Below are 12,613 nucleotides of genomic sequence, written 5' to 3'. Positions count from 1 at the left end.
CTGATGGCTAAATCGAGGTAATAAATTCGTCAAATTTTTTGATGCGCTCCATTTTTTTATCCAGCAATTCTTTATTTGCCATAAGTTTTGGGCCGCAGATGGCTCCAAAGCCCTGAATCTCTGTGGTATGCTCCCGCAGACCCTTAAATGTGCCTCTGGCCCGTTCCTGCTGTTCCTGAGAGAAGACAACTTTCAGCCGCTCGCCTTCCACAGACAGCTTCCCTTCAATGCCGCAGATGGGACACTCTACAGTTGTTGTTCCGTTGACAGTGAGAAGATTCTGATGGCAGACCGGGCATGTCCCTTCATCCCCAAACCATGAAACCGGTGCGTCCTCGCTGACGCCGGCCATGGCGGTGCGCCGTCCCATTTCGTGCATATCTTCAATGAGTTGATCATCCAGGTAAGGATTTCCGATGGTGCCCATGCTGTGGGCATCGTAGTTGCCAACGACTCTCATCATTGCCGGAAATGCCAGCAGATGCATGGTGGCGCATCCTATGGACACCCAGTTTTTTGTGGAGGCTCCGCCTACAGAAATAAAGGACACTGCCCGGCGTTTCAGCCGTTCTATAGGAAAATCTTCGGCATTGCCCGGCATTTCCCCTGTCCTGCGCCTGTCCAGTACCCAGTTAATGGCTGACACATCATGGCGGCAGCTAAAACGATCTACAAAGTCTTTAAATTGGCCTACCGGCTGAAGAACATAGACCGGGGCCCCCACAATCAGGGCGTCCGCTTTGCGGACTTCATCTTCCAGCATCTGGAAATCATCTTTCACAACACATGGATTGTCCCCGCCCCGCTCCAGGCTTGTGGAGCAGGCGCCGCAGCCGATACACCGGCCGATATTAAGGCGCACTGTATTGATAAACTTTATCTCAGCCTCCGGCTGGGCTTCTTTTGCGCCGTACAGCGCTTCCTTTACAAGGATGTCTGTGTTTGCGTTCTTTTTCCCAAAGGATATACCTAAAATATACATCTTAAACCTCCTGAAATTTTGAGGAAATGGCAGAAGCCATTTCCTCAGATATTTGCGCGGTACGCTGGTTATTCATTATTTTGGTTGGCGGCCACCCACTCATCTAACTGTCCCTGGATGGTGTCAAGATATGTCTCAACGCCGTTGCTCTGAAGCTGCTGGATAAATTCGTTAAGATAGTCCTCTGTGTATAAGCCGCAGGCCAGTGCCGGACGGTACTGTTCCACAGTGTTGGTCAGCGAGGCCACCTGGTTTTCCAGCCCGGTGGTATCAAAGCTGAAGCCGTTAAAACGGGATACCTGGGCGTTAAGATTTAATTCCAGCGCCGTATTTCTCAGATCAGGATCCTGTCCATTGCGGACTTTTGCAAGGAATCCGTTGCCGAAAATAGCTGTACAGTCGCCAAGATAGTAGCCGCAGTTGTTGGCGTCCTGGCCCTCAAGGAAATCAATAGATCCGTCGTCCAGGGTCTGATAGTGGACGCCCTCGATTCCCCATGTGAGCAGATTCAGTACTTCCGCGTCGGTGTAAAGGAGATTCATAAATTTAACGGCAGCTTCCGGCTCTGTGGATGTGGAAGGCACGGCCCAGGTAAATTTGCGCAAAGAGAGGGTATTAATAATCGGGCTGTCGTCCAGCATGATATAATACATCTCGTGACCGCAGGTGGCGCTGGCGGACGCTTCGCTGCCAACGGAAACCTGCTTGAATGTACCAAAAAAGTTGCCTGCGGCTATAAGGGATTCCGCTGCTTCATCGTAGGTGGAACCGTCTCTGTAAAGGTAGCCTTTGTCATACCAGTCTTTCATCCGCTCGATAGTCGCTCTGTACTCATCGGTTTCATAGTAATTTTGTATTTCGGTGCTGTCATCGCCGAAAATACTGATAATGGAATTGTCACCTTCTCCCAGACCATCAAATTTTATAAGTTCGCCATTTTCATCGAAAGAATATGGTGCAAAGATAACTTTCTGGCTTCCGATAGCCACAGGAGTCATATCCGGATGAATCTCTAGAACTTTGGCAAAGAGGGCGTCCAGATCGTCGGCATTTTTTACAGTATCCGGATCAATGCCCATTTCATCCAGGATATCCTTCCGGCACATAAACGCCATGGGTGTTGCCTTGTCCCCAAAGGAAGTCACAGAATAGATACGGCCGTTAATGGATGTTCCATCCAGCCAGTTTTCCGGAACAGTGTCAAGAAGCTCCGGCGCGTATTCCTGCAAAAGATCGGTAATATCCATGAGCTGGTTCTGACTGGTCATGGAGTTAAAATGGGCGGAATCGCCTGGAAGAGTTACCATCAGATCCAGTTTTTCACCGCCGGACATCATCAAATTTAATTGTTGAACATAACTTCCCATCTCAATAATGTTTAAGTTTACCGTTGTGTTGATCCTTTCCTCCGTGATGGCGTTGATGGCGTCTTCGACCATGTCAGTGTCTGACGGGATGGTATTTAACGTCCAGAACATAACTTCGATTTCAGCCAGATCCTCCAGATTTTCCCCGTCATTGGCACTGCTGCCGCTGTCTGCGCTGCTGTCACTGTTTGTGCCGCTGTCTGCGCTCTGTGTTCCGGCTGCTGTTGTCTCTCCATTTGCGGAGCCGGAACCGCTGCTTTCAGAATTACCGCAGGCGGCAAGGCTTGCGGCTAACGCCGCTGTCATCAATAAAGCTGCTAAACGTCTTCCTCTCATATATTATGTACCTCCTCAATATTTCCGGCAGCCGTTCAGCAATCAGGAATAAGCTGAACGGCTCCCTTTTTTGATGGGATTATTATAAATGATAGACAGGGAAAATGACTTTGCGGATGATATCGTATATCGGCGGAAATGAATCATTTTTTAATGTAATCAGGTATTCTGTTTCAGGTTCTTCTCTGTAAATAATCCATTGTATATTATGACATAATTATGCTATAATCATGCCATAGAAAGGAGAGGATTTTATGCCAGTTATTATACCAATCAAAGATCTTCGTAATACAAGTGAAATATCTGATATGGCTCATAAAACCCAGGAACCGATTTTTATCACCAAAAACGGATATAGTGATTTAGTTGTTATGAGCAGTGAACTATATGATAAATTTGTAAAAATCAATCGCATTGATCAGGCAATTTTTGAATCTGAGAAAGAAATAGAAGAAGGTGGCGTTTCTATTGATCTCGATGAAGCATTTGAGAAATTAAATAGAAAATATTATGGATAAATACAAAGTCAAATTAAATCCACAGGCATTTCGCGAAATAGATGATATTTTTGCCTATATTGCATTGGAGAAATTATCGCCGGAAAAGGGTACCGTCAATTGCTTATAGACAATTATATAGTCATTTTTAGAATTGACGAGACAAGCAAAACAGTTTATGTTGTGACTGTACAGTATCAGGGACGGAACATATAAGGGGGAGCAGGAGTAAGAAAACAGGGGGAGGAGGTTCATGATCATGAATGTGCTGGAGCTTAAAGATGTTTATTACACCTATCAGACAAAATATCAGAGGGAGGAAGCTTTAAAGGGGGTAAGCGCGGCGTTTGAGCCGGGGACGCTCAACGCCATTGTGGGGCGGTCCGGCAGCGGCAAGACAACCCTTTTGTCACTGATGGCCGGCCTTGATCTGCCCACGTCCGGACAGGTGATCTGCGAGGGGACGGCGACAGATCGGATGCGGCTGTCCACTTACCGGCGGGAAAAGGCTGCGGTGATCTATCAGAGTTTTCGACTGATCCCTCTGCTGACTGTGGAGGAAAATATTATGTACCCTATGGAGCTGAGGGGGATGAAGGCCAGGGACGCTCGGGCGCGGGCCGGGGAACTGGCGCAGAAGGTCAACCTTTCCCAGGGACTTTTAGGACGCTTTCCGACCATGCTCTCCGGCGGGGAGCAGCAGCGGGTGGCCATTGCCCGGGCTCTTGGGATGGATACGAAGATCCTTCTGGCTGACGAGCCCACAGGAAATCTGGATACGGAAAATGGCTGGCGTATTTTTGAGCTGCTTTTAGAGCTGGCCCATGACATGGGTTACTGCGTGATCATTGTGACCCACGATATGGAGCTGGCAGGCCGGGCGGACCGGGTGATCGAACTTAGGGACGGCCGGATTATCCGGGATGGGAGGGCTGGCCAATGATCCTTCGCAACAGTATCCGGACGACTTTAAGAGCCCGGAGAAGAACCCTGCTTTTTACAGCGCTGATCGTAATTTTGACTTTGAGTCTGACACTGAGCCTTGGCATGTATGTCTATTCTTCAGGAACCCTTGCCCTTATGGATGAGCGGTACACGTCAATGGCTTTAGTGGAGTACATGGATGAGAATTATCCCGATGAGGACGGAGCAGACCCAAAGGCGAGATCGGCCATGGACAGGATTGACGGACAGGTGCTGTCCGGGATAGAAGGGGTCTTGCTTTGGGAGAAGACCGACGAAACACTGGGGCAGATGGAGGGCTATGAGCGCGCAGACGGGGAGATTCCCTATGAAGGCCGTGCGATCGTGGAGGCCACAGGATTTTATCCGGTAAATACAACAAATGGGAGTACCATTTATTCAGCCCGCATTGTTCAGACGCTCTACAATCAGGAAGGCCGGGGGGCCATGTTTATGGTGGATGTGGGCGATACGGACTTTGTGCCGGAGGACGGAGCCTCTTATCTGCTTCACGGCGTTTTCGCCGAGAGCGGCACCAGTAATCCCACGCTGTCCCTGGTGGATTTTGACACGGGCGAAACGGCTTTTTATAAAGTTTCCGGGGAGGACGACCCGGCATTTACTGACAGCATTTTTACCCAAATGGCCAGATATTACGCCAACGCCAATAATTATGTCCGTATTACGGCATCCGACGCGCCCCGGGCCCTTGAAGAGTTTCATCAGGGCATACTTACCCTGGCCCAGGGCCGGTTTCCGGAGGCGGGAGAAGCGGGCGTGTGCGTGATTGATGGAAAAACGGCCGGCCAGATGGGGCTGACACCCGGAGACGAAATTCATGTAAATCTTTATGATTCCCAGGAAGATGACCGCTTCAGTGTTTCTGAAAATAGTGTGGAGAAAACATGGACAGTGGTGGGAATAACTTCCCTGTCTAATGACTGGGCCGGAAGAATCTGGGTATCCCAGGGGGAAGGGGGATTTTCCCAGCCTTTATTTGGATTTTGCCTGGGGATGGCAGTGCTTGATAATGGGATGGCCCGCCAGGCGGCAGATCAGATCCGGGAAATGATGCCGGAGGGGATTTCTGTAACCCTTTATGACCAGGGCTATTTTTCAGCCGCCCAGCCTTTTGAGGCTATGAAAACAACGGCTCTTGCCGTGGCAGCGGCCTCAGCCTGCGCCGCCTTTGCCGTTCTTGTGCTGTTTGCCAGTCTGTTTGTGGGGCGCCAGAGAGAGACTGTGGGGATTTTAAGGTCTCTGGGGACGCCCTCGGCGAAAATCCGTCTCTGGCTCATATCCGGCGCGTCGCTGATCGCTGCGGCTGCGGCTATCCTGGGCGCTGTTTTGGGGCGCGCTTTTACAGGAGGCATGATCCGGTGGGCTCTTGGCGCGGCACAAAAACTTTATACCATTGACCACCGTTACAGCGAATCTGCCATGGGGACGACGATCACGCCTGTGGAGATGACGCAAATGCCGCTGTGGCCGGCGTTTGTTTCCGCTCTGGCAGTCTTTGGGGCGGCGCTGGTGTTTTGCCTGCTGTTTTTATCACAGGCATTGAGCCGCTCCGCGCCTGAGAAGGGGAAAGAGAAGGTGCGCATCCCCCGTGGCAAGACATCTGTGGGAGGCCGGGGTGTGCTGCGGTATGCTTTTGTATTTTGCCGCCGGGGCGGCGGACGCTCTGTGATCGTGGCCGTGGCATCCGGGGTTCTGACGATATTTCTTGGAATTTTGATTTTTGTATCCCAGGGGTGGCAGTCCCAGATGGACAGCCTTTATGATACGTCTCAGATTTTCGGGCGGGCAACCAGCACCAATGGCCGTCAGTCTGTCAATATTGTGATTAACGGGAACAATGCCCGGCTTTTGGCCAGTTCCGGATACCTTAAAGATATCGGCCTGTCTTTGAACTGGCATTACTGGTTTGATGAGGATATGCCGCCCTTTGGCCGGGGAGGCTTTGCCGAGGAAACAAAGAGGAACTGGATTGCCAGGCAGCCAACTATCACGGCATTGAATACCCTTTTAGCCGCCCCTGATTTCTTCTATGATGATGAAGTGGCTGTAGAATGGCTGGAAGGCTGGAATGAGGATTTTCTCATGTCTGATGAATATTATCCGGTGGATGCCAGTATAAGCTACAGCCAATCGGGCGTAGGGGTGGAATGGGAAAACTATCCCTGTGTTGTCGGCAAAAATTTCCTGGATGCCAGAGATCTGTCTTTGGGGGATGTATTTACAGTATATTTTCAGATGGATTCATTTTACGGCGCTCGTATGGAAGTTCCCATTGATCTTAAAGTAGTGGGTGCATGCACGGAAAATGATACGGAAGATATTTATGTGCCCCTGGCCTTTGCCATCAGCCCCGGATATTTTGAAACCGATGGGAACTCATACTCCGGGGAAAATGAGGTCACTGAAGCGGCTGCTGACATGGAATCCGACGGCGCACAGGCTTACTGGAACTCGGAGGGCCTTGATTATTACCTTTGCAGAATGACCAGTTTTTCCACATGCCGGTTTACGCTGGATTCGGCCAGAGATCTGGATGCTTTCAGAAATTTTCTGGCGGACAATGGCGTCAGCCAGCCGGGCATCCTTGGCAGCAACCGTCTGACCATCGTGCTGTCGGATCAGTCCTTTGTGGAGACTGTGGGCGGCCTTGGGCGGCTCATCAGTTTTTGCGGGATATTGTTTCCAGCCCTGTTCGGGGCCGTCTGCCTGCTGGGCTTTGTCATTTCCTGGCTCATGGTGGGAAGCCGGAGGATGGAATTTGCCGTTCTTAGGGGACTTGGAACATCAGGGCACCGTGTCTTTTTTATCTTTTTTGTGGAGCAGGCCCTGTTATGTCTGGCGGGAAGTGCTATTGGAGCGCTGATCGTCACGGTGACAGGCACCCCTTCCGGATGGATCGGAGCCGGTGGATTTTTCCTGTGCTATCTGGCAGGCTGCGCTCTCTCGGTCATTCTCTCGGTCCGGGTGCGGCTCATGGATCTGCTCTCGGAGAAGGAATAAGAGTTTGTATAGATAAGATGAATTGTTGCTAAACATTTTTAAAATTCGTTAAGATCAGGGATAAAACATTTTTAATTTTCGTTAATAATAGGAAACGTCATAATAATTATCATAATGACGTTTCCTGCGCCGATTTTTACCGCGCAAAGAGCAGATCTTTCCTTATGCCGCGGATGAAGGCGAAATGGTCTTTAGGCGGGCATGATCAGCCCGCCTGTTCCTCCCAGTTAAATCCATTTGCTATTGGCAGCAGACCAATGCCCGGCAAATGTTTTATTCTCTATTGCCGCGGCAAAAGGGTGTTCAAGGAAATTCCTTATTGCTTTTAGGACGATACTGTAATCGTCTGTCTTAGTATTGATTTTGCGGATAAAAGCTTTCCATTTCTTCTGCATGAACGCATCATCGGCAAAACTCATAACCTGATTAAATTGCTCAAGAGTGAAGCTGCGTTCACGGTTAGCAAATGTCTTTCTGAGAGCCTCGGTAAGTACTGAACCGTCAAAATCGAAATTGTTAGCGATATAATAAAGATCGTAGTAGTCTTTCATTCTTCAACAGAGTAGGTATTTACCGTTGGCGATTCAAAATCTGGAAGCTGCGTTGGTATCCGGCGTTTTTCCTGTTTCGGAACAATGACATCTCCTACGCCAAAATCAATGCTAAACGGCGTTCTTGTGTTTTTGATACGGGCAGTGATAGAGACGCCGATTCCCGCATACTTTTTAGTGACAGCAATAGGGGCAATATCCTTGATTTCAAAGGTTACAAAATCATTGCCGGTGGGAACAGCGATAATATCTTCTAAAATGGATTTTAATTGTTCCGGCGTATTCGGTATTTGCCGAAGCAGAAAGTCCACATCCACCGTTACCCGACTGTCAAAATCAGTCAGAGAATAGAGGAATAACCCGCCCTTTAACACGAGACTTTCAGCATATTTGGATTTTTCCAGACGGCGGAGAAATTCTTCCTGAAAAAAAAGCTGCAAGCAGAGCTGATAGCTTCTGCCGCTTTCAGCAGCCTTGTTTTTCAGCCGTGCAAGCACGGAAGCCGCAATATCAGCCACCTGTTATGAAAATCCGGCCCCATTTTCCCACTCTATTTTTGGCGGCATGATTTGCGGACGCCCGGCTGTGGTTATCGGACACAGGGAAGGGGAGAAAAATCTCATTCTTTTTACCTGGGATAAGGAGCGAAAAGAATATATTTATGAGTACATAGATAAAGACTGCGGTTCAGCCAATGTCTATAAATTTACGAATCATGGGGAGGATTATATTCTGTCTGCCAACAGGGAGACTGATGAAGTGGCGCTGTACAGATTGTGGTTGTGAAAAGGGGATTATTCAGATATACGCTTAAATTATTCTCTGGATGAATAGTTTAAGCGTATATTACTTTTGGCTAGATATAAGTATGTTTGCTGTAAATATATCATTATATTTTATGTTGTTTTTTGCAGCAAAAAGGTGTATATTAATATAATATAAAGTAACAACTCAGTCCTGGGAAATAGTTTAAGAGAGCGGGGTGATTTTATGCCGAATATTAAACCAATATCTGATTTAAGAAATTATTCGGAAGTTTTGAGAGATGTTACTGTGGGATCTCCGGTATTTCTGACAAAAAATGGGCGCGGACGTTATGCAATTCTTGATATGAAGGATTATGAAAAAGTGAAAGCAACGATAAAGTTGCTGAATGCCCTGGAAAAGGGGAAAAAATCTGGAGAGGAAAAAGGATGGGTTCTGTCCGATGATGTAAGAACCCGTTTTGGGGAGAAGTAAGATGGTATGTAAAATTTATTATTCCCCAGAGGCCGTCAATGATTTAGATGAAATATATGAATATATTCAAACCGAATTGTGTAATCCGCCTGCGGCATTAAATGTTGTTAACAATATTTTGGATATAATTGATCAATTAAAAGATTTTCCAGACATGGGGGCCAGGCTTTCTGATGCGATAGATGTAGAAACGGAGTATCGCTTTGTAATATCCGGAAATTATATGGCGTTTTACCGGCATATTGACACAGCGGTTTATGTTGATCGTGTCCTTTATGGAAGGCGGGACTATCTGCGCATACTTTTTGATGACTGCCTGTGAAAGCGCCAAAGGCAGAGGGACTGCAGCACTAATTACTTAGTGCCGCAGCCCCTCTGTTCAGCTTTACACATGCAAAATGCTGATTAAAGTCCCAAAATCCTCCGCTCCATGGCGATATGTTTTGCTACAGCCTGGGCGGCAGGCATAGTGCTGTGGCCTTCAAATTCAGAGACGATGTAGCCGTCGTAACCGGCTTCATCAAGGATGGGCAGCAGTTTGTCGTAAGGAATACTCAGCTCGTTGCCCTCCTCGGTCATGCAGTGGAATTTGCCGTGAACGTGGAAGACGTAAGGCATGATCCGTTTCAGACCTTCAAAATCCGGATTCTTCCGGAAGGTGAGGAAGCCGTACATGTTGAAGAAAGAACTCATAACAATAGGATCGGCGCCTTTAGCTTCCAGAAGTTTCTGGGCCTCGTCCATTGGAACATCATCGTAGCGCAGGGAAACGGCGTAATCCAGCATTTCCTTATTGGCTCCCTGCTCCAGAGCGCCCTGATAGCTGGCGACGTTTGGCTTGTCGGCGAATGCGCCCAGGTCGGGGACAAAGCCGATGTATTTGGAGCCGGATTTCTCGATGGCCTCCAGGTAGGCTTCCATAGCCGGTGTGGATGGGGTTTCAGGGTTATGTATTTCAATACCGATCTTAATGCCGTACTCCTCGGCGTAAGGGGCCACCTGTACCAGGTTCTTGGGGGAAAGGAGATACTGAGCGCGGATCACCGGGCAGCCCAGCTTGTGAGCGGCTTTTATATCCCGGATGGTACTGGCCAGAAGTTCTTCATCATTTAAGTCCCGGTCAAAGCGCATACCACGGTCGGTGTTGGCGCCGTAGCTGATGGGCCGGACGCCGTACTCGGCTTTCAGCCGGTTGACTTCCCCTAAAAATTCATCGCTGACATAAGGGTAGGAGGGGATCATCTGTGTGGCCACGATCTCGTAGCCGTCAACGCCCAATTCCGCGCAGCGGCGCACACAGTCTTCAAAAGTATATTGTCCGCTGACATATTCTGCTGTATAACTGTATAATGTTACACCTAATTTGATCTTTGTCATGTCCTTTACCTCCCTCTTATTCCGATAATGTTACGGTTTTCCGGTCGCAGCTATTGATAGGTGTGTACTGATGAGGCTCTGTGGCTCCCGGCAGGGGCATATACGGACTGTGAAGCATAAGAGTAAGATTGACATCATGATCTCCCTGGCTCAGTCCGCCGGGCTTGCGCACCTTTATGGTAGCCGGCGTCAGAATCGTCCAGAACTCGGAAAACTGATATTTCAGCTCTGCCGGAGCAAATTCTTTGCCGTTGACACAGAAGGTCACATCTAAATCATCTGCTTTTTCTCCGTCAACTTCCACGGCCAGTTTGTCGATGACAGAAAGGTAATGTCCCCGGTAATAGCCCAGGCGGACGTCAAACTGGTAACCGTTGATCTTGCCATTTACATAGTAATTCTTTAATGTGCCCGGACGGATAACATCCGTAAAGGCCATTTTCATTTCTAATCCCATAGCGTATACCTCCTACTATATATATTGTAACTATTCAGCCGTGCCTTTTATGATTCTCGCAGCTAACACAGCTTTACCGCCGTTTGCGCGGCTGAATCCTGGATTTGGCTTGGCGCCATATGTCTGGTTTATTCATAAATTCTCTGCAAGTAAACTTGCGCCGAATTTTTATTAAACCAGCCGTATAGCTGAATAATTATTATGTATTTATCATATCACAAAAGCTGTATTTTGGCGTCGGCAAAAAATGAAAATCAGTTTCTGATATTGGAAGCGGGCTATGAAATCTGTGGATATCATCGGGGCTGAGGGGCAGGCTTTTTGAGGGCCTTCTGGATATAGCTAACGGGCAGTGAGGCCGTGGGATTTTTTAGATGCTTGTGCCTAAAAGGCTGCGCAAACATATTCCCAGGACTCACTGCCCGAAAAGATAAAAAACAGGATAAGATTTAATAATAAGCCGCTTTCTGGTTGTGAAGAATATCCGTATTATTGTAGAACATGGTATTTTCTTCATTCATATCCAGAATATGATGGATCAGCCCGTTGACAAAGTCCGATGTGCGGTGATCCACATCGTGGGTCATGTTAAATTCTACAATGTCCATAGCTGCAATAGGGAGTCTGTTTAGAAAAGCGTTGATCATCTCATAGACCTGGTCTACTGTAAAGCCGCTTTTGACAGGTACAGAGACGCCGGGCATAAGATCCGGGTCCATGGAATCCACATCAAAACTCAGATGAATCGCTTTTAAATGGGATAAATACTGGATGGACTCCTCAATACATGTTGTAAGTCCCGTCTTTTGGATGTCGTCATAAGTATAATATTTGATATGAAGCTCGTCCAGGAATTTCTGCTCAGGAGGGTCAATGTCTCTGAGACCGAGCATGACAATATTCTCAGGCCGAAGCTTTGGTGAGGAGGAAAGGATATTTGTCAGAGATTTCTCGCCCATGCCAAGGAGGGCGGCAACTGGCATTCCGTGGATATTTCCTGTAACCGTGGTCTGGTCTGTGTTAATATCCGGGTGGGCGTCGATCCAGATAAGTCCAAGATTTTCATAATTGACACTTGTCCCGGAGATGGAACCGATGACCGCGCTGTGATCTCCGGCGATAAAGAGGGGTGTGTCGTGATGCTGGATGATATGGTGCTGATGTCTGGCAATGTTTCGGCATGTAGCTACCACGCTGTCTAAGTTTTTCAGATTAGCAAGGTGCTTATCAGGCATGGTGATCTCCGGCACGATAGGAATGTTCAGATCATAATACTGATTCAAATAATCCAGGCTGTAGATCAGACCTTCATCGCCTACTCCGTAATGCATTGGACATCCATAAATACTATACATAATGACCTCCGTAATCCATAATTCAAGACTCCTTCGAGAGTCTTGGCGAGGGATTTGGGTCAGCGTCAGTGGATATCTTCTGATCCTAATCCCTGTACTCTGTGTTGGCCGGACAATCCGGCCAAAGTGTTCGCTTGATAAATACAATCTTCAATATAGCATACTTTTTGTAAAGAATCAATTAATAAATTGCAAAAACCGTTCAGCCATCAGACAAGGTGCAGACTGATTTATGCTCGCATAAGGGTCAGGATGCACCTTGTCTGTGAGCGGAGCGCCGGAACATGAGCAAAGGAGCGGCGTAAGCCGCGGGTCAGCGCGTTAGCGCGGCTTTGCGAATGGCGCGGGCTGAACCGTTCAGCCATCAGACAAGGTGCAGACTGATTTATGCTCGCATAAGGGTCAGGATGCACCTTGTCTGTGAGCGCTGTGGAAAACGCTTCCAATATTGACAGTGCAGTTTTGGAT

At 48.1% G+C, this 12,613-nt stretch carries 11 protein-coding genes and 1 pseudogene; 6 read left to right on the top strand and 6 right to left on the bottom strand.

The window, feature by feature from the left end:
* Positions 1–7: 7 nt before the first annotated feature.
* Both HNP82_RS05565 and HNP82_RS05560 read right to left on the bottom strand, forming a co-directional pair.
* The gene (locus HNP82_RS05565; RefSeq protein WP_183772353.1) at positions 8–982 is read right to left on the bottom strand and encodes a flavodoxin family protein; all 975 of its coding nucleotides are present in this window, start codon (positions 980–982) and stop codon (positions 8–10) included.
* Between the two features lie 68 nt (positions 983–1,050).
* Positions 1,051–2,685, bottom strand: coding sequence for an ABC transporter substrate-binding protein (locus HNP82_RS05560; protein WP_183772351.1), 1,635 nt, complete (start codon positions 2,683–2,685; stop codon positions 1,051–1,053).
* 254 nt (positions 2,686–2,939) lie between these two features.
* Between HNP82_RS05560 and HNP82_RS05555 the strand changes: the two genes are divergently transcribed.
* The 3 genes from HNP82_RS05555 to HNP82_RS05540 all read left to right on the top strand — a co-directional run bounded on the left by HNP82_RS05555 (position 2,940) and on the right by HNP82_RS05540 (position 7,166).
* Entirely contained in the window at positions 2,940–3,203 is a 264-nt protein-coding gene (locus HNP82_RS05555; RefSeq protein ID WP_183772349.1) for a type II toxin-antitoxin system prevent-host-death family antitoxin, read from the top strand.
* A gap of 238 nt (positions 3,204–3,441) precedes the next feature.
* Positions 3,442–4,125 (top strand): ABC transporter ATP-binding protein, encoded by a 684-nt coding sequence (locus tag HNP82_RS05545; RefSeq protein ID WP_183772347.1) that lies wholly within the window; start codon positions 3,442–3,444, stop codon positions 4,123–4,125.
* Positions 4,122–7,166 carry an ABC transporter permease family protein gene (locus tag HNP82_RS05540; protein WP_183772345.1) on the top strand — a complete coding sequence of 1,015 codons (3,045 nt, stop codon included), beginning with the start codon at positions 4,122–4,124 and terminating at the stop codon, positions 7,164–7,166. The genes HNP82_RS05545 and HNP82_RS05540 overlap by 4 nt, the downstream gene beginning before the upstream one ends.
* A gap of 227 nt (positions 7,167–7,393) precedes the next feature.
* Here the strand turns inward: HNP82_RS05540 and HNP82_RS05535 are convergent.
* Positions 7,394–8,091 (bottom strand): annotated as a pseudogene (locus HNP82_RS05535) (nucleotidyl transferase AbiEii/AbiGii toxin family protein).
* Between the two features lie 211 nt (positions 8,092–8,302).
* Between HNP82_RS05535 and HNP82_RS05530 the strand changes: the two are divergent.
* The 3 genes from HNP82_RS05530 (at position 8,303) to HNP82_RS05520 (ending at position 9,278) form a co-directional block, all read left to right on the top strand.
* Positions 8,303–8,503 (top strand): hypothetical protein, encoded by a 201-nt coding sequence (locus HNP82_RS05530; RefSeq protein ID WP_183772343.1) that lies wholly within the window; start codon positions 8,303–8,305, stop codon positions 8,501–8,503.
* A 204-nt stretch (positions 8,504–8,707) separates the two neighbouring features.
* On the top strand, positions 8,708–8,956 hold the full coding sequence (locus HNP82_RS05525) for a type II toxin-antitoxin system prevent-host-death family antitoxin (RefSeq protein ID WP_183772341.1): 249 nt from the start codon (positions 8,708–8,710) through the stop codon (positions 8,954–8,956).
* 1 nt (position 8,957) lies between these two features.
* Positions 8,958–9,278, top strand: a complete 321-nt coding sequence (locus HNP82_RS05520) for a type II toxin-antitoxin system RelE/ParE family toxin (protein ID WP_183772339.1) — start codon at positions 8,958–8,960, stop codon at positions 9,276–9,278.
* A gap of 83 nt (positions 9,279–9,361) precedes the next feature.
* Here HNP82_RS05520 and HNP82_RS05515 read toward each other — a convergent pair whose 3' ends face one another.
* From HNP82_RS05515 to HNP82_RS05505, 3 genes are all read right to left on the bottom strand, one after another.
* Positions 9,362–10,333 (bottom strand): sugar phosphate isomerase/epimerase family protein, encoded by a 972-nt coding sequence (locus HNP82_RS05515; RefSeq protein WP_183772338.1) that lies wholly within the window; start codon positions 10,331–10,333, stop codon positions 9,362–9,364.
* 16 nt (positions 10,334–10,349) lie between these two features.
* Positions 10,350–10,790, bottom strand: a complete 441-nt coding sequence (locus tag HNP82_RS05510) for a C-glycoside deglycosidase beta subunit domain-containing protein (RefSeq protein WP_183772336.1) — start codon at positions 10,788–10,790, stop codon at positions 10,350–10,352.
* Between the two features lie 449 nt (positions 10,791–11,239).
* Entirely contained in the window at positions 11,240–12,145 is a 906-nt protein-coding gene (locus tag HNP82_RS05505; protein ID WP_183772334.1) for an arginase, read from the bottom strand.
* Positions 12,146–12,613: the final 468 nt, after the last annotated feature.

The organism is Catenibacillus scindens, assembly GCF_014202115.1.
GTDB classification, from domain to species: domain Bacteria; phylum Bacillota; class Clostridia; order Lachnospirales; family Lachnospiraceae; genus Catenibacillus; species Catenibacillus scindens.
This window is presented reverse-complemented; position numbering and strand designations above follow the sequence as displayed.